The following is an 18,259-nucleotide window of genomic DNA, read 5'->3' as shown; positions in this document are numbered from 1 at the left end:
GTCTGGACCAAGAAAAAGGTCCGTCAACGCCGCTTCAAAGGCCGCCGTATCACTCAGCTCTGATTCCGGGTACTAGACACAATTGATTTGCTGTATGAAAATCTGACGCAAACATCGACCGATGCAGCCACTACTTCACCACCGCAAGATACGCTGCAACTTGATCGGCGAACGCTCTTCGGCCCGGCGCGACGGTCCCGTGAAGCAGGCATTGAGCGCCCCATGCCACTGAAGGACCGCGTTTACAGCGTGAGGCCACGCTGCGCAAGAAACTGGTCCGTAACCGGTCGCATGATCTCTCGAGCGATTTCGTCTTTGACCTGGGCGCCGAGCTGCAGCTTGGCATCGGCATTGCCCGTCAAACCAAATTCCGCGAGACGTTGATCCAGGCGTGTCCAAAACTCCTCTTCCATCGCTTGGGCAAGGCGCGCCTCCATCGCTGCATGGTCTTCGCGGGCGAAACGCTTCAACACCGTCTGCCAAGGTTGCCAGCGTGTGGCGAGGTAGTCAGCAAAGCCTGCCGCTTCCTGCTCCCGAACCGATGTCTCGGCAAGGGCGATGTCGGTCTCCGTAACGAAGGAAACGCGCTCGAAGCGCATCTTTGGGGCCACGGGCTGCAGCTCCAGTGCATCGCGCAGCTTAACTTGATAGGCCAAATAGACCTCGATCTCGTCGACGAAACGCAGTGAGCGGACCTTCTCGCGAGCGATCCGCTCCAGCACGTCCAAGCGGAACAGGATACGGCCCCTTTCCAAAATGCCTTTGAGATTCCCGTCAAAGTCCCCGTACTCAACCTCAGCGTTCAGGCGTGCGGTCTGCATGCCGTTCCAGGTTAACGTGATGCGATCCTCACAGGTTGTACTAGAATCAAAAGCCAACCGGAAGTAGTGTTCGCGCAACCGGTGCCTTCTTGCCGCCTGCCGCAGGTCATCGCGCACCGCCTGCTGGAACGCCTCATCGCCGTAGTTCACGGTCTGCTGCAACTTGTCGAGAAAGCGTGCGTAGTCCTGAGCACCGTGCTCTTCGCCGAAGCTCTGCCAGAGAGCCACCGTCTCCGGCTCGCCCTTGACCCAGGCCGCAACCGCCTCAGCCAGACGCCGTCCCGGCCCTTGCGCCGTTCCTCCCTCCATAGAGAAGGAGACTTGGGGCCCTTCATAGCCCTCGGCATGCAGGGCTGTCGCAAGGTTCGTCAGCACCCGCTCGGACAGGGGATTCGCTTCCAGGTGAACTATGGACGCATGTCTAAGCTGTGTCAGCAGCGTCTCGGGTAGGCTCGTTAGTCGGTTCCAACCAGCAATGAGCGTTCTGAGGCCGGCAGGAAGGGAGTCGGGCAAGTGAGTCAGCCGATTATGGGAAACGTCGAGCCGCCATAGATTGTCCGGGAGTGCGGCGGGCAGGTAGGTCAGCTGGTTCTCGTTCGCATACAGAAGCTGGAGCCTAGGCGGGAGGGTCTCGGGCAGGCTGGTCAGCTGATTGGCGGGAACATCCAGACGTTGGAGCCCAGGGGGGAGGCCGGACAGGCTGGTCAGCCGATTGTCGGCAACATCCATGCGCCGGAGCCCGGGCGGGAGAACGGGCAGGCTAGTCAGCCGATTCGACCTGGCGTAGAGTTCCTGAAGACCGGTCGGAAGAGATTCCGGCAGATAGGTCAGCTGATTGTCGGAGACGTCTAGGCGCTGGAGCAACGCCGGGAAGCCGGGTGGCAAGACCGTCAGGGACAGCGATGCAAGGTTTAGCTGCACAGTGGTTGCGGCCATCTCCCAAGCTCTTATTCTTCTTACCGCGTCTAGCCGATTTTCGCGTCGGCTCAGCACCTCTTCGGCAGCCCAGGCCTCAAGAGCCTGGTCCTGCGGCGCTTCGCCATCAGCCGGAGCCTCACGGTTCATCGTCGGCGGCCTCCCGCGCCCCAGTTTAACTCGACGAACCTGATCACCGACCCGGTGAGACCGCATAGGCAGTCTTGCCGTCGATCTCGTTCGGAAGAGTGAGACGTATTACCAACACTCGGCTGGCACTGTCCTCGGACCATCAATGCCGTCTTTTCGGTCGTCAATTTAGGTAGGCGCCCCCGAAGTGATGCTCCTGGAAACCGCCGTTGTCATCATGAAGGTCACTGACGAATGTAAACCAAGCGGATCAAGACTGCGACTCGCACTAGGCCGACCTGTCAGTTTTTTGCCAAGCGGTCGCCGACCCTCTCGAGGAAGTGCCGGAGTCGCTGGACATTGGGAGGACGTCGCCTATGTGTCCGAGCAGAATTCATGTGGCGGAGATCTTCATCAAGTGACAAGTCGGGCGGGTACGCCCGCGCAATCCGTCGCTGAACTGATGCTTCGCGCCTGAGCGGCGGAAGTCGCGGCATTCGCGCTGCCACGCTCATACCTCATGAGCAGAGGGAAGTTGTGCGAGATGGGCGAGTAGTCATGGTCCCTCTTGTGGAAATGAATTCGAACGACTTGCCAAGCCCGATGCCCGTCATTTGATCGAGGTCAATGACGCGGATAGTGCTCGGCATGGTGTGGTCTCCGATCTGCCGGTGCAGCGTCAGATGTTCGAGGTTATTTACCGCAGAGACTATGATGACTTCAATTTTCTGACCAATCAGGATGGGACACTTGGGAGGACGCCGCCAATGTTGCCATCGCGGACTGCTAGGGCCGAGCCATCACCGACGTGCGGTCACCTTGAGCGACCAGTGCCTCCTGAATCCAGCGCAGCTTGGACCCATTTGGATCCGCTACCCAAGTTGTCCGCCCCCGCCGTTGATATGCAGGCCAGCGTGCCCGCGGAGAACTTCCCATGCACGAGAGACTTCACACATATTGTCAGCTTGGGATGGGAACATGGTTGCCAATCAGCCCCCGATGCCTTGATCGGTTCACTGAGCAGAAAAGGTCTTCTACCGACGACACTGCTCCATTCGCGAACACATTTTTACATCCATGGTCGGCCTTACACACCCAAGTTGGGGCAAGAAACAAGAGAGCCGACCCCAAACAATCCGAGCGGGCTTAGCGTAACGCTCGTCCCGGGGCATGGGCTTGAATCTCACCAGCCAGTAGTGGCGGGCATCGATAGCTTCCCGGGACATGGCGAAGAATCATCATCGACTAGGGCGACGACGTCCGCGATGCCGGTGAAGGATGGCAAAGGCTGTGGAGGGTGGTGGTGTTTTAAGTCCGGGCTGTGCAAAGCGTTCCGAGGGAGCCGTCGCGAAAAGTCGTCGGCCCATCTGGATCAGCCGGATGGACAGGCCTCCGGATCCGGCGTCCGAGCGCGGGCTCCGCCGGTGCTCCGCCACAACTGGCTAACTGACGAGCATATCAGCGCGGATTACACGCTCCTGGAGCGGGAGCTGCAGAGGGAACATCCGGATCTGGCTGCTCGGATGCGGCTGCTGCGGCCGGCGCAAGCTCAAATGCTGCGCTTGACCGACGACGCGGCCGAATTGCTGTTAGCCGTGCAAGGAATCGTCTATGATGAGGATGAGAGCGATACCGCCGATTTCCTGCTCGTGCCAGTGAATAATGGCAGAGGTGTCAAGGCCGACGACGGCTACCACTGGTCGCTGCTGCTCGTTGATCGCCGCAATCGGGAGAACGTAGCTGCCTATCACTACGACTCCTCTGGGAAATCTAACGTCGCTAGCGCAGAACAACTCGCGGAACGCCTTGGCGCCAACCTTCAGTCCGCCCGCATGGCCCAACAGCGGAACGGTTGTGATTGCGGCGTCTTTGTGGTGGACGGCACACGGACGCTGGCGAGACGATTGGCGGAAGGAGAGCGGCCTGATGACGAGCCGCTTCACCTCGACAACCTCGTCGCCGATCGGCGGGCACTCCAGGATCGACTGAGCGGTCGTGCGCATTCGCGACGCCCAACTCGCTGATGCGTTTGGGCTGATGGAGCTGGCTGGCGCGCCTCTTGCCGGCACCAGAACCTTGGCCGGGTGCCAGGACGTGTGAACGACTGGGGCGGCTCGCACACGACCCCGCCCTGCACCGGATCGTGGTAGTCGGGCTGTGATCGACCAGCCAATCGGACGCTTCGACACCGAGCGACGGACTTAAAAGCGAACCTCTGCGCGCTGCCGGTCTGTCTGAGCGGTGGATCGTTACCGGAACGCGCCTCATGTCCTTCGCGGCTTGGCGCACCACGATCCACGCCAACTGAAGACGCACCCAAATCCCGCGGTTCAGAGCGCATCTGCTCCGGGGTAGAGCTGCTCGCTCGGTGAGCCTCGACGGCCGAAGAACTCGCTTCAACAGCAGGCTCGTTCGTGCGCTCAGTCCCATCAACTCTGGATTGGGAGGTCTTTGACGGTCCAGGCTCCCCATCGCTCATCATTTGCTCCGATTTACACGAGAAGGCACTTGAGCCATCACCCAATACTGCTGCATCTCGAGTCGGAAGTGCGCTTAAAGTCGCGTACGACATGAGATGTTCCAACGACGATCCATCGACGTACCGAGTTGAAAATCCTCGCCTCATCTTCTTTCGAGGTTTCGCGAGGCGGGCGCGCGCGGCGCAGTTGCCTGAGCCCAAGGCTCCTTCGGGAAAATGACTGAGCCGACCCAACAGTCACCACCTCTGATGTCGGGTTTGCAACATGCTGTCGGGGCCGTGACGCCTCCGATTGAGAAAATCGCTTTTGCTAATCAAGCCTTTGCAATTGGCATAAGGCTTGAAGGAGGACGTCATCGAGCAGCGCTTGCGCAAGGACGGTAGTGATGGCTTACAAGAGTGTCGCCTCTCGGCCTATCGTATGCTGCGGATGTTGCGATTGTCGAGACGGGCGGTCGCGTATGGTTCTGTCGCAGGGGTTGCCTACCGGATGACGGTTCAAGATGACATCGACGCGGGTACGCGCCACGGTGCGGCGCCTGTGCCGGGCACCGTGCCCGCCGGCACGAATGTTCGCGATGAGGCCGAATTCGAACGGCTCGAAGCCGAAGTTCGGCGCATGGATGTCGACGGACCAACGGCGGTTGATTGGAGCAATGTCAGTACGCTGTCCCTCCATATCCTGGCGAACCGGTCGAAAGACATTCTGGTCGCCTGTTGGGCCACCTATGGTCTGTTTCGGACCGGAGGATACCAGGGCCTTGCCGTCGGCCTGGGCGTTTTGCGCGGCATGGTGGACGCGCATTGGGAGGGTCTCTTTCCGCCGATCGAGCGGGAACGGGCGCGGGTCGGAGCGATCGATTGGCTCGCGGGTCGCATTGCACCAGAGCTAGCCGCGCATGTGCCAATCGAAACCGACTATCCGGCAATGCTCGCCGCCTACGAGGCGCTTGATGATCTCGATCGTCAGCTATGCGAAAAGCTGGTCAATGAGCAAGCCTCCTTGGGTGAGTTGTTGAGGGCGCTGCGACCGCACTACCAAGAAGCCAGGCGCGCAATTGCAGTGCCGACGGAACCTGCTGCTGAGACGACACGAACTGCCGATCAGACCTGCGTCGCTCCAGCGGAATCCGCTTCGCCGGTTGCGGCAGCTCAAGCGGCCGCACCGGAGACAGCACGATCGGTTGGCGCCGATGGCGATTGGGCTGCGTTGCCTGATGTGCTGCGGTTAGCTGCGACCACCCAGCGCATCACATGCCCCACAGACCCTAAGGTCTATCTGCTCAATCGCGTCGGCTCTTGGATGCGCTTTGACGCCCTGCCGCCGGATACGCGTGGCCGCACGACCATATTTGCGCCTGCAGACAATATCGCAGCGTTGGAAGCCAAAATAGCGGCCGGTCAGCACGCCGATGTCTTGGACCTGGCCGAAGATATCGTCTGGATGTCACCGTTCTGGCTCGACGTTCACCGGCATGCGGCGAAAGCGCTGGAGCAAATGGGGCCGCTCTTTGAGCCAGCGGCCGCGGCTGTACGCGCAAGCGTAGCCCTGCTGGTCACACGCTATTCGGGGATATTGACGTTTCAGTTCAATGACGGCCGGGCGTTCGCGGATGAGGAAACGCGTGCTTGGGCCGCCGTCGGTGGTGCGGACGTGTCGCCGGGCCGTGATCCTGCCGACGAAGCCATTGTTGAGGCACATAAGCTGATTGACGATGGGCGGCCTCAGGCCGCCCTCGAGAAGCTGTCACGTGCGCTGGATGGCGCGAGCGGAGAACGAGCGCGGTTCGTGAGCCAGCTTGCTCAAGCACGTTTCTGCATCGAAACCGGCTTCGTTACGACTGCCATCCCGCTGCTCGAGCACATGGAAGAGGTGGTCGCTGAGCGCAACCTCGAAAGCTGGGAGCCTGAGCTTGCGCTCGACGTCGCCGAATTGCGCTTTCGCGCAATCACACATTCTGACTCGCGGCAGATGCTTGACGAGCCGCGCCGTCGCGCCGCGCTCGAACAAATCCGAACGCGGGTCGCGGCCATCGACATCGCACGCGCGAGCACGCTTGTTCGCTAGCTGACCTTGACAGGGACAAGTCTTAACAGGAGCTGATATGGCACAGGAAAGCTCGGTCGCTCCAAAGGAGCGCATCAATATCCGCTTCAAACCGGCAACCGGCAACCTGAAGGAGGATGTCGAGCTGCCGCTCAAATTATTGGTTTTGGGCGACTTCACCGGAAAGACCGATGACCACCCGATTGAGCAGCGCGAGCTCGTCAATATCGACAAGGACAATTTTAACGAGGTTGTCAAAAGCCACGGACTGACTCTCGATATCTCCGCTGAGAATAGGCTCGACGACCAGCCCGAGGCCGGCAAGCTGTCAGTGTCGCTGACGTTTGAGAGCCTGAAGGACTTCGAACCCGAACGTGTCGCACAGCAAATTCCCGAATTGCGCGCCTTGACTGAACTGCGCGCGGCGCTGATCGCCCTGAAGAGTCCGCTCGGGAACGTGCCGAGCTTTCGCAAGGCCATCCAGAATTTGCTCGAAGACCACGGCGCGCGGCCGCAGCTCTTGAGCGAGCTCACCAGCAAGACCGAGTGAGTAGATCAACGGCCACCATGAGGAGGCGAGGGCGCTATGACCGACGCAAGTGCGCAGCAACCGGCCGAACTCGCCACAGGGGCCACTGAGCTTTCGCTGCTGGATCAGGTCCTTCTTGAGACCAGGATGAGCCCGCGCGACGAGGGTTACGACCTTGCTCGCCGGGGCGTTGCAGCTTTCCTCGCCGAGCTCATGGAACCAGGCCGCGCCGATGCGCAGGTCAACAACGCGCTCGTCGATCAGATGATCGCGGAGATCGATCGCAAAATCTCGGCTCAGCTCGACGAGGTGCTGCACACGGACCAGTTCCAACGGCTCGAGTCGGCCTGGCGCGGGCTCAAGTTCATGGTCGACCGCACCGATTTCCGTCAGAACATCAAGATAGAAATCCTCAGCGTCAGCAAGGATGAACTGCTCACCGACTTCGAGGACAGCCCGGAGATCGTCAAGTCCGGCCTGTACAAGCACGTCTACACCGCAGAATATGGGCAGTTCGGCGGCCAGCCCGTCGCGGCCATGATATCGGCCTACGAGTTTGGCAGTGGCAGCCAGGATGTTAAGCTGATGCGGTACATGAGCGCGGTGGCCGCCATGTCGCATGCACCAGTCATCGCTTCTGCTGCACCCGACATGTTCGGCGTCGAACGCCATGAGGAGATCGCAGGTCTGAAGGACCTGCAATCGGTGTTCGAGGGACCAAAATACGCCAAGTGGACATCGTTCCGCGAAAGCGAGGACGCGCGCTATTTCGGCCTGACGCTGCCGCGCTTCTTGCTGCGATTGCCCTATGGTCCAGAGACCGTTCCGGTGAAGACTTTTGATTACCAGGAGGCCTCAGACGGCGAAACCGACAACTACCTCTGGGGCAACGCTGCTTTTGCCTTTGCGACGCGCTTAACCGAAAGCTTCGCCAAGTATCGCTGGTGCCCGAACATCATCGGCCCCCAGTCTGGCGGCGCGGTTGAGGACCTCAATCTGCATACCTATGAGGCAATGGGACAATTGCAGACCAAGGTGCCGACTGAGGTGCTCATCTCGGACCGGCGCGAGTTCGAACTAGCCGAGCAGGGCTTCATCGCGCTGACCATGCGCAAGGGGGCTGACAATGCCGCTTTCTTCTCGGCTAATTCCGTGCAGAAGCCGAAATATTTCGGGACCACCCAGGAAGGCAAGGCGGCCGAACTCAACTACAAGCTGGGCAGCCAGCTGCCCTATATGTTCATCATCAATCGTTTCGCGCACTACATCAAAGTGCTGCAACGCGAGAACATCGGCTCCTGGAAGAGCAGGCAAGAGCTGCAAGGCGAGCTGAACAACTGGATCCGCCAGTATGTCGCCGATCAGGAGAATCCGTCGGCAGAGGTGCGCTCGCGGCGGCCTTTGCGAAAGGCGGAGATCATCGTCGAGGACGTCGAAGGTGAACCGGGCTGGTATCGCGTCGGCATCGCCGTCGTTCCACATTTGAAGTACATGGGCGCGGATTTTGCTTTGACGCTCAAGGGTAAGCTCGACAAGCAATAGTGGTGGTAGTCGATGTTCGACCGCAGTCTTATGGAGCGCTTGGAGGACGGAGCCGCGACCCACCGGGTGTCGTTCGACCGTTTCCGGGCAAGCGTTCTGGAAAACTTACGTCGGGTTCTGAACTCGCGCCAGGGCTGCTGCGAAACACGGCCGGACCTCGGCATGCCCGACCTTAACGAGGCGGTCGGGCAGGGAGCCGACGCAGTGCGCGCGCTCGCTCGCTCGCTCAAGCAGCAGATCGAGACATTTGAGCCGCGTTTAAGGAATGTGTCGATCCGCTTTCATGCCGATCCCGAAAATCCGCTGCAGCTGAGCTTCCACGTCAATGCGACGGTTGATTATAACGCTCAAATGGAGCCAATTTCCTTCGATGCGATCTTCGAGAGGCACGTTCGGGTGAGGGGCTGAAGGAGGTGGCCGTCAATCCCTATTACGAGGACGAGCTGTCCTATTTGCGCGAGCTCGGCGCTGACTTCGCGTTGGCCAATCCGAAGCTTGCGCCCTTTCTCGGGCAGGATGCCACCGATCCCGACGTCGAGCGGCTGCTCGAAGGCTTCGCCTTCCTTGTCGCGCGGCTGCGCCAAAAGCTCGACGACGAATTTCCCGAATTCGTCCACGGCCTGTTGCGGATGGTGTGGCCGCAATATCTTCAAGCCCTGCCGCCCATCACGACCCTGTCTTTTGCCTTGAAATCATCGGCGAGCGCCGCGAGCCTGAACCTGCCGGCCGGGACCAGCGTCCGCTCGCGGCCGATAGACGCAACGAACTGCACGTTCGTCACCTGCTACGCAATCGAGGTGCTGCCGCTGGAGATCAATGACGTTCAGCTGGAGAACCGGGCGAGTACGGCCCGGCTAATCCTGCGTATCAGAGCAACCGGCCAGCAAAACCTGTCATGTCTTAAGAATGGTCGGCTGCGCCTCTTCTTCTCGACCGAGCGGGAGCCGCAAGTGGGGCGCTGCCTATTGGCCTGGCTGTGCCGTCACGCCTCGGCGGGAACTGTTACTGTGGCGGATCGACAGGTGGCCGCAATCGGCTCAGCACAGATCGCGCCGGTCGGCTTCAGTGATGACGAGGCGGTTTTGCCCTGGCCGCGCAACGCCTTCTCAGGATTCCGGATCATTCAGGAGTATCTCTGTTATCCTTCGAAATTTCTCTATGTCGAATTGTCTGGTCTCGAGCCGCTCGCAGCCCACACGGAGACTGAGTGCAGGCTCACCTTCGAGTTTCGGCGCCCGTTCCCTGCCCAGTTGCGCGTCGGCAAAGGCCAGATTTGCTTGAACTGCACGCCGGCAATCAATGTCTTCAGCCATGAGGCCTCGCCAATTCGGCTGAATCGGACCAAGACCGAATACCGCGTACTTGCCTCGGGAGGGCCGAACTTTTCGATCCGGTCCGTCGATGGTGTGACCGGCTATGTGCAAGGCCGTCCCGAACGCATCGAGTTCGAGCCATTCGACCTGTTGCGCCACGATCTGCCGGGCGCCGAGCGCAACCGCGCCTACTTTCGCGAGCGTATCCGGCCTGCGGTGGTCGGCCGGGGCGTCGATCACTACGTGACTTTCGTTGACCGGCTCGACATCGGCCAACATCCGCCGATCGACGTCGCGTCCCTGCAACTGACCTGCTCCAACGGACCCATTGCCGACCGGTTGCCTGTCGGTAGCGTGGATCTGCCGGCCTCTGACACGCCTCGCTCCGTCACCTTCTCCAATATCACAGCGGTCGTTGCAGAAGTGCCGCCACCGGTCAGTGATGGTTTATTGCGGCGGTTGACGGCAAACCTGGCGCGCAATTACGGCGTCATGGCCAACATAGGTACGTTGCGGACCGTCCTTGCCAGCTACGAGTTCCGTGCAGTCTACGACGTTCAGGCGCGCCGCCGCCTGGAATTGTTGCTCGAAGGCCTGGATCAGTTCGCGACCACGGACACCGATCACGTGGTGCGCGGCGCCCCGGTCCGAATGCGAAATATCGAACTGGCCGTGATCGACAGCAAGATCGGTGGCGAGAGCGAATTGTTCCTGTTGGGATCGGTACTCGACGCCTTCTTCGCGACGTTTGCCGGCATCAATATGCTGCACCGGTTTTCGGTTCGTGGCACGGAAAGCAACGCACACTATCTATGGCCGGCGAGAAGCGGATCGATCACGGCACTCTGACGGCGCCCGACGAACGCGATGAGCTTTCGGCATTCGGGTTCTTCTCGCTCATTGCGCATCTCGAGCGGCGCTTCAGCGACGCTCCCCCGATCGGATCCACCGACGATCCCGCGCGGGAGGCCGTGCGCTTCCGTGCGGCGCCGACGCTTGGCTTTCCTGCCGAAGAGATCGCGGGAATCAGACAGGTCAAGGCCGCCGACGAGCGCGTGGAGGTCAACGTCAACTTCCTCGGGCTGCATGGTCCCTCCTCGCCGCTGCCGCCCTTCTACTCTGAACGGGTCATGCATGCAGACGGCATGGGATCGCTCGGCGATTTTTTTGATTTTTTTAATCACCGTCTGATCAGCCTGCTGCTTCGGATCTGGCGGTACTACCGTCACCATTTGCGGTTCGAGGAGGGCGCAACCGACGCGATCTCGGTGCTGATTGGCACGCTCTTTGGACTCGTGCCCGGGGAAGACACCGCAAACGAACGGGAATGGCGGGCGCGGCTGCTGCCGCATGCCGGCGTCCTTGCCTTGTGCAGCCGGTCCGCCGAGCTTGTGGCCGGCTTGATTTCCAGCCATCTCCACATTTCAGCCCGGGTCGAGGAATTCATCTGGCGCGAGATCGACATTCCACAGCAGGCGCAGTGGCGCCTTGGCCGGCCTGGTCTTGAGCTCGGCGTTGATACCCTTGCCGGTGAAACCATGCCGGACATCGTAGGCAAATTTCGGCTTTGCCTCGGCCCGCTCAACCAGCAGCAGTTTCGGTCACTGCTGCCCGGTTGCGAGAGCCATGCCATCCTTTGCCGTCTCATTAGCGTTATTCTGCGCGAGCCCTTGGCATGGGATCTCCAGTTAGAACTAGCGCTCGGGCAGACACCGGAATGGACTCTGGGCGAAGGAGAATTAGGCTGGACGACATGGATCGACCCGCCCAATGGAACCGGAAGCCTTGTTCTATTGTGATCGTTTTCGAGTTATTCGGGTGAAGATCACCCGCGGTGATGGGATACTGGACCATCATGGCGCGTCACGGATCACGGGCCAGAGTCGCGGTCAACCCGGTTAGACGTTGCCATAGCATGCCGGCTGCGCTCCAATGGCTTCCATGACCGAGAGACTGCTATGCCACCGCACCGAGCCGACTCCTTACGACCGCGAGCACGCCGTCACCTGCATGCGCCTCTTGGATGCGGATGCAGAGAGCGCGGACTGGCGCGAGGCGCGAAGAGCATGTTGCGCATCGATCCCAGCCACGAGCCGGTGCGCGCCCGCCGGGCCCATGAGAGCCGTCTCGCTCGCGCCAAGTGTGTGAGTAGACATGGCTACCGGCGGTTGGCGCTAAAGCCGTCCGGCACGCAATTTGCCCAGCTCGCTGGTAAATTTGGAGGAGCTGTAGGGGTGCTAAACGTAGTGCTGGATGTTCCGCTTGTCGGCCAACAACATGGCTATGACGGCCAATTGAACATGCGACGAAACTATGCCGGAAATATACGACCGCATGGGAATAACAATTGTTGGTATGCTTGCGCTTGTATGCTGTCGTACTACTTTCGCCCGGGGCCTCGGCTGGGTCTGCCTTCCGTTTGGCAGGCCGACGTAGGCATCAACGGTTACCAGTTTGACTGGTTGGCGCGCACTGAAGGATTAGAGAGGCTCGAAAAGCCAGATGACGGATTTACGCGTGATTTTATTGCAGAGACCTTGACCATACGAGGGCCAATCTGGGCTGCTCTGCGTCTGCCGTCATGCTCAGGGAACGAAACACTATGGGACGGGCATATAATAGTGTTGACTGGTCTGATAGAAGACATGTTGTGCTACAATGATCCGTCTTACCCAGCACGTGGATTGATCTACTTCTATAGTTTTTTGTTCGATGACCTTTTCGTCAAGAATCGCGATTGGCTGTGAACACCCCTCTGGGCCGCAAGGCCCTCCGCTGCGAACGCCCGAGCGAAGGCACCTCCTCCTGCTTTCGTATCCGATTGGCGACATGTAAGTCCGGAAGCCGCCGCCCAGGGCGCGAGTGGTTGGCCGGGCATGGCGTGAGAGCGCGCTGCTTTTGTCTCCCTTCATCGCATACGATTGTCTGGCAAGCCGGTTGCTGTGACGTGTGATGGCTTGGTTGCTTGGTCATGACGCCCGGCGAGACAGCCAACGCCTCGCTCAACGCGTGCGCGCGGTCTTTTCAGCCGTCCGCGCAACTTTTCTGCGTTCGGCGCCGTCGCCGATATCGCGGCGTCGTGCGCTCCGCGACGCCTAGACCTTGCCATCCTAAAGCGGCTTTGCCTCGCCGTGAAAGAGGACGAGAATGCAGACCTCGTGAAGCAGAGGCCGACCGGGCTCTGCACTCGCACCGCATCTGCTTTCTTTTTGCATAGCGACAAACTAAATCTGCCCGCGGCAAAGAAGGTCTCCTATGTCGATGCCGTCGATATCGAACTCCAATATGCGAGCTCCGGGGAGAATTCGGTGCGGCATCGCGTCTGCAATAACTTGCCGGGGACACCAGACTTCTGCCCGCTCGTTTCAAGACGCAAGCACTGCCGGGTCGTCGAATACACTGCCTGCCGCAAGCGGCGACGCATCTTGGGGCGGCCCAAGTCGACGCCATATTGGCTCGACAAGCTGCCGCTATCCGTTTGGTCAAGGATAGCTAGACAACACTGGGCCGGTTGCAGTCAAAAAGTCGTCTGAGGGTTCACCTTGTCCGGTGTCTGACGGCTGCACGAGCCTCTGTCAGTTTGAGGACACCGGCGTCATTCGCCTTCTTATGTCAAATCAGTGGCTTAGGCTGGAGGTGCTGTTGGCACGAGTGTTGCTGTCGAAACCTGGCAACATTAATTGGCGGAGTGCACGTAGATGCGTAAGACGACCGATGCGCTCCTTTGCTTGAGTTCGCATGCCTTGTTTCTGAGAGAGAAAGCCCGCGCGGACTCCGATGCAGCTGAGCGCACGAAGAGACCATCCTTTTCGCCTTGCGCAACCGGCGCATGAGACAATCGATCGGCCCAGCAACAATGCTGCCCAGTCGAAAGCAATGCTGCCGCCAGGGCAATTTCAATGGGACGCTCGGATGACCACTTGTGCCGGCGAGCAAGCCTGAAGGTGCGGGATGCATCTCACACTCGGAGTCCTCGGAGAGAACGCTGAGCCCTTGGGCCGCTACGCAAGGCAGGCGTTTGGACCGGAAGGGGGCTCCATCGGTCGCGGGCGCGGTTGCTACTGGCGGCTTCCAGATCCAACCAACACGCTGTCAGGACACCACGCGTTGATTGCATTCAATGGCATCGGTTTCACGATCACCGATACAAGCACCAATGGTGTCTACATCAACACGGTGGACGCCCCGCTGGGACGCGGCAATACCACGCCGCTAGCTGATGGCGATACGCTATATTTGGCGAATTACGTCCTCTCGGTCATGATCGAGGACGATCCTGTCGAGGAACGTCAACGGCTAGGCTTGACGGGGTCGAAAGCGGTGTGTGTCGGCCGTACCACGCCGAGGTTGCCGTCTCCTACACTCACCCAAGAGCCCGCAACTGCAGCCGTTCCGACTGCCGCACCGTCGGTAAGCGATGCGCACCTTCCTCCCGATCCCTCAGTGGTGACTGGCCCGCGCCCGATCTTCTATTCAGCGGCACAATGCGAGCCGCAGGCACCTCATCCGCCATCCTTGCCCGGAGACAAGCCGCTCAGCAGCGACATCGAGGCTGTGGATCCGACACTAGCGGATCTTCCTCGGCGACCGTCGAGCGCTGCCACGACCCAGAGGCCGTCCTCGCACGCGCCTTCGGCAAATGTCGGATCAATTCCGTTGTCATCGATCGACACGCCATTTATCGAGCCATCCCAACCGCTGCCCTCTGCCCCCTCCAATGGCAGGAGTGTACCGTCGAATGGCCATCCTGCGTCCATCATCCCTGAGGATCTCGATCTTGGCGATCTATTGCCGGGACCGGTCTCGTGCCGCATGCCGTCGGTGTCGTCGCAGCGAGCTAAAGCGCGCCTCAATGAGCCGAACGAAGCGCTCCGGATCGCGCCCAAGCCGACCGCCTCTTCTCCGACGAATCACTTCGGGAAATTGCGGAATTCTGGTTCAAGGTCGCCGCCGCCCGATGAGCGGGAGCTCGATCGGCTGCTGCTGAGACTGAAGGAAACTGCTGCGCCGCACGTGGTCGGCGCTCCTGAGACAAGAACCGCGACAAGGAGCGGTGCTTCGCCGTTGCCTGCGAACCCTCCATTCGACACAGACGAACTGCAGGCGTTCTGGAATGCGCTCGGTTTCAATCCGGATCTTGTGCCGCCAGCACAGCGTCGAGAGTTTTTTGCCGAACTCGGCCATGCGGTCGCCGAGATGACGAACGGGCTGCATTCGATACTGGCGGCGTGGGCTATGCTCAAGAATGAGTGCCAAATCAGGCCGACGCAGACGCGCGCCGGGAATGACAACGCAGTACAGTTCACCAACAGCAGTCATGTCCTCCGCGAGGCGCTCGCAAAGGATCACGGATTCCGGTTGCTCTCTCGGTCGGTGCGCGCAGGGTTTGAGGACATCAAGGCCCATGAGGTCGCGGCAATGGCGGCAATGAGAGGCGCGGTCAGCAATGTGCTCACGCACATGAGCCCCCAGCGTATCGAGAGCGACGGTGCAATCAGCGGGCTTTTCGGCGCTCGCCTCAATAAGGCCAAGTTGTGGGACAGATTTGTGGAACTGCACGCATCGATGGTCAATGACATTGATCGAACCGCTCGCTCCTATGTCGCAGAAGAGTTTGCTCGAAGCTACGAAACGCAACGCTCAGAATCTGGCCGCAATGAAGGGAAGACGGCCTAATGGCGCTGCCGAATACAGCCCATCGGTTGTCCGTGGTTGGCGGTGCGTTGCTGATGGCCGCTGCAGCCACCAATTGTTCGACTGACAAGACCGCCAAGACGACGCCGATAAAGTTCGTGATCGAGGCCGATGAATTCGTCAATCCGAACGCGCACGGCAAGCCGTCGCCGGTCGTTGTGCGCATTTACGAACTGAAGTCGACGACCACCTTCACCCAGGCGCAGTTTTTCGAGCTGTTCGACGATGACACCAAGCGGCTTGGGCCGGATCTGGTGGCCAAGCGTGAGGTCGAGCTGACCCCCGGCGACAAGGTGGCCTTCGAGCGCGATACGCCGATCGAGACCCGAAATGTCGGCGTTGTCGCAGGCTTCCGCACGGGCAACGATGCCCAGTGGCGCTCAACTGCCGAAATCAAGCCCGATCGTGACAACAGAATCTTGGTAAAATTGACTGCCGGGGCTGTGAGCATTGAGCAGGAAGATAGCCGACACTGGTGGAAAATCTTCTGACCGGTCCGCCGTGATCAATAGCCGGGCAGATGCACATTTGGAATGTCAGCGAAGAGGCGCCTAGTGTCTGCGACAAGCAAACCGATCTGGTCCGAAGGCATGTTGGTGCGTCCGCAGCACTTTCAGCAATACGACCGCTGGATCGAGCAGTTGGTCGAGAACCGCGTTTCTGGTCTGGTCGGCTACGGCTGGGGCATTCGAAAAATTGCCCTTGATCGTAATCTTCTGGCGCTTGGCCAAGTCGCGCTTACCGAACTTGAAGCGATTATGCCCGACGGTTCCGCTCTTCATGCACCGGACCATGTCCGCCTTCCGAGCGGACGAATCCCTCCGCCGGCTGCGAAAGATCTGCTGGTCAAGATCGCAGTGGGCTCGCGCCGACAGGCCGGCAGCGACGTCTGTTCCGGGGATGCACTCGCGCACCGCTACGATCAGGAGGTCCTGCAGATCCGGAATGCGAGCGCGCCTGAAAAGGCTCCGGTCGATATCAGGGTTGCGTCGCTATCAACACATCTCATCTTTGACGGCGAGGAACAGGGAGATCTGATCACGCTGCCTATTGCCCGCATCCGTGATATCGATCCGGCTCGCGCGATTACGTTATCCGACACCTACGTTCCGCCTGCCATCGACATCCACGCAGTTAAGCCGCTGGTCGCACTGTTGAACGAGGTCAGATCGCTGCTGCGGACACGCGCAGAGGCGCTTTCTGCGCGCGCGGATCCCTCGCGCGCGACGGCAGACGGAGCCGGACTGATTGATCTTGTCACTTTATCGATCGTGAATGGCGCAGAAGCCGTGTTCGACCACTTCGCAGCAACACGTGGGCATCATCCTGAAACCCTCTTCCGCGCATTGCTGAGCCTTACCGGACAGCTGTCGAGCTTCGTTGGCGACCGCCGCAAGCCGCAAGAGATGTCTTCCTATCAGCATGAGAACCTCGAAAGCTGCTTCACGCCGTTGGCTGATATTCTGCGTAGGCTGCTGGCTGTTGTGATCGAGAGCGCCGCAATATCGCTTCCGTTGCAGGACCGAGGCTACGGCATTCTAACCGGCCTGATCACCGACCGCACCTTGTTCCAGGACTCTCGGTTCGTTCTCATCGCCGTGGCAAGCGTACCGGGCGAGACGTTGCGCAACCAGCTTCCGGCGCAGATGAAGGTCGGCTCGGTCGAGCAGATTCGCGATCTCGTCAATCTTCAGCTCCCGGGTGTTCCGATTCACGCGCTCGCTGTGGCGCCGCGCGAGTTGCCCTACATCCAGAATGCCGTCTATTTCGAGCTGGACCAGTCGGTGGAGCTGTGGCGGATCCTGCCGCGCTCGGCGGCCTTTGCGTTCCACGTCAGCGGTGACTACTCGGATCTCCATCTCGAGTTCTGGGCCATCCGTGGGCAACGTACGTGACGGGCCCGAAACACATGGATGAACCGACAGTCATCGGTCGCAGGCCAGTCGGTCCGACCCGTAACACTCAAGTCGGGCAATCCTCCACTTGCGTTGCGCCGAAGATCGCCTTCCCGGCGGGCGCTCTGCCGTCGCCTGTATCTGAATCCGACGAGGTGTGGGCAGCGAACCATGCCGAGATGGTCATGCAAAGCTTGTTCGAGCCAAAGGCAATGGAGGACGCCTTGATCGCGGCCGCGACACCGATCCTTTTGGTCGTCGCGCAGCTTCGCGTCGTCAACAACGCCGATATCAGCGTGCTGCGACGTGAGATGGCCGAGGAAATCCACCGCTTCGAGGTGCGTGCGGCCAAAGATCAGGCGAGCGGCAGCGATGTCACAGCCGCCCGGTACGTGATATGCGCGTTGCTGGACGAAGCGGTGATGACCACGCGCTGGGGCAGTGAGAGCGCCTGGAGTGACAACAGCCTGCTTAACCAGTTCCATAACGAGACGTGGGGTGGCGAGAGGGTTTTCCAGATACTCGAACGCGTGCAGGCAAAGCCGGCCAAATACCTCGCCTTGCTCAAGCTCATCAACATCTGCTTGTTGATGGGGTTTGAGGGCAAATATCGCGTGGTGGAAGGAGGCCGCGAGCGGCTTGAAGACCTGCGTTCCGACGTTCGGCGTCTGTTGCGGGATTATACGAGCGAACCACCGGCCGAACTATCGATCCGATGGCGCGGCGCCAAAGTACGTACACGGATGCGTCGCTACGTGCCGTTATGGATCATCTTCACCGTCGCGGCCGTCATTGTGCTGATCGGCTACGGTGTCTTTCATTGGCGCCTATCGGACGAACTCGCGCCCGTTGAGCAGCTGCTCGTCATGATCGGCCAGTCTGGACCACGCTAAAA

General features: G+C 60.1%; 13 protein-coding genes. 12 read left to right on the top strand and 1 reads right to left on the bottom strand.

Annotation, left to right across the window (positions count from 1 at the left end; all coding sequences use genetic code 11):
• Positions 1–242: 242 nt before the first annotated feature.
• Positions 243–1,886, bottom strand: coding sequence for an NEL-type E3 ubiquitin ligase domain-containing protein (locus tag AC5ZG5_RS37070; protein WP_456645737.1), 1,644 nt, complete (start codon positions 1,884–1,886; stop codon positions 243–245).
• Between the two features lie 1,244 nt (positions 1,887–3,130).
• Here AC5ZG5_RS37070 and AC5ZG5_RS37065 point away from each other — a divergent pair.
• From AC5ZG5_RS37065 to icmH, 12 genes are all read left to right on the top strand, one after another.
• Positions 3,131–3,889 carry a Ulp1 family isopeptidase gene (locus AC5ZG5_RS37065; protein WP_456645738.1) on the top strand — a complete coding sequence of 253 codons (759 nt, stop codon included), beginning with the start codon at positions 3,131–3,133 and terminating at the stop codon, positions 3,887–3,889.
• Positions 3,890–4,684: 795 nt separating this feature from the next.
• Complete coding sequence (tssA, locus tag AC5ZG5_RS37060) at positions 4,685–6,412, top strand: type VI secretion system protein TssA (RefSeq protein ID WP_456645739.1); 1,728 nt, start codon at positions 4,685–4,687, stop codon at positions 6,410–6,412.
• Between the two features lie 37 nt (positions 6,413–6,449).
• Positions 6,450–6,941 (top strand): type VI secretion system contractile sheath small subunit, encoded by a 492-nt coding sequence (gene tssB / locus AC5ZG5_RS37055; protein ID WP_456645740.1) that lies wholly within the window; start codon positions 6,450–6,452, stop codon positions 6,939–6,941.
• 36 nt (positions 6,942–6,977) lie between these two features.
• Positions 6,978–8,462 carry a type VI secretion system contractile sheath large subunit gene (gene tssC, locus AC5ZG5_RS37050; protein ID WP_456645741.1) on the top strand — a complete coding sequence of 495 codons (1,485 nt, stop codon included), beginning with the start codon at positions 6,978–6,980 and terminating at the stop codon, positions 8,460–8,462.
• A 12-nt stretch (positions 8,463–8,474) separates the two neighbouring features.
• The gene (tssE, locus tag AC5ZG5_RS37045; protein ID WP_456645742.1) at positions 8,475–8,870 is read left to right on the top strand and encodes a type VI secretion system baseplate subunit TssE; all 396 of its coding nucleotides are present in this window, start codon (positions 8,475–8,477) and stop codon (positions 8,868–8,870) included.
• Between the two features lie 5 nt (positions 8,871–8,875).
• The gene (tssF, locus tag AC5ZG5_RS37040; protein ID WP_456645743.1) at positions 8,876–10,624 is read left to right on the top strand and encodes a type VI secretion system baseplate subunit TssF; all 1,749 of its coding nucleotides are present in this window, start codon (positions 8,876–8,878) and stop codon (positions 10,622–10,624) included.
• Positions 10,588–11,574 carry a type VI secretion system baseplate subunit TssG gene (gene tssG, locus AC5ZG5_RS37035; protein WP_456645744.1) on the top strand — a complete coding sequence of 329 codons (987 nt, stop codon included), beginning with the start codon at positions 10,588–10,590 and terminating at the stop codon, positions 11,572–11,574. The genes tssF and tssG overlap by 37 nt, the downstream gene beginning before the upstream one ends.
• A 267-nt stretch (positions 11,575–11,841) precedes the next feature.
• Positions 11,842–12,522 carry a papain-like cysteine protease family protein gene (locus AC5ZG5_RS37030; protein ID WP_456645745.1) on the top strand — a complete coding sequence of 227 codons (681 nt, stop codon included), beginning with the start codon at positions 11,842–11,844 and terminating at the stop codon, positions 12,520–12,522.
• Between the two features lie 1,204 nt (positions 12,523–13,726).
• On the top strand, positions 13,727–15,451 hold the full coding sequence (tagH, locus tag AC5ZG5_RS37025) for a type VI secretion system-associated FHA domain protein TagH (RefSeq protein WP_456645746.1): 1,725 nt from the start codon (positions 13,727–13,729) through the stop codon (positions 15,449–15,451).
• The gene (gene tssJ / locus AC5ZG5_RS37020; RefSeq protein ID WP_456645747.1) at positions 15,451–15,960 is read left to right on the top strand and encodes a type VI secretion system lipoprotein TssJ; all 510 of its coding nucleotides are present in this window, start codon (positions 15,451–15,453) and stop codon (positions 15,958–15,960) included. The genes tagH and tssJ overlap by 1 nt, the downstream gene beginning before the upstream one ends.
• Before the next feature lie 63 nt (positions 15,961–16,023).
• Positions 16,024–17,364, top strand: a complete 1,341-nt coding sequence (gene tssK, locus AC5ZG5_RS37015) for a type VI secretion system baseplate subunit TssK (protein WP_456645748.1) — start codon at positions 16,024–16,026, stop codon at positions 17,362–17,364.
• 14 nt (positions 17,365–17,378) lie between these two features.
• Positions 17,379–18,257: a type IVB secretion system protein IcmH/DotU gene (gene icmH / locus AC5ZG5_RS37010; RefSeq protein WP_456645749.1), complete on the top strand. Its 879-nt coding sequence runs from the start codon at positions 17,379–17,381 to the stop codon at positions 18,255–18,257.
• Positions 18,258–18,259: the final 2 nt, after the last annotated feature.

It is taken from the genome of Bradyrhizobium sp. Ses1, assembly GCF_059512365.1.
The sequence above is the reverse complement of the archived record's forward strand: the minus strand, read 5'-3'. Positions and strand labels throughout refer to the sequence as shown.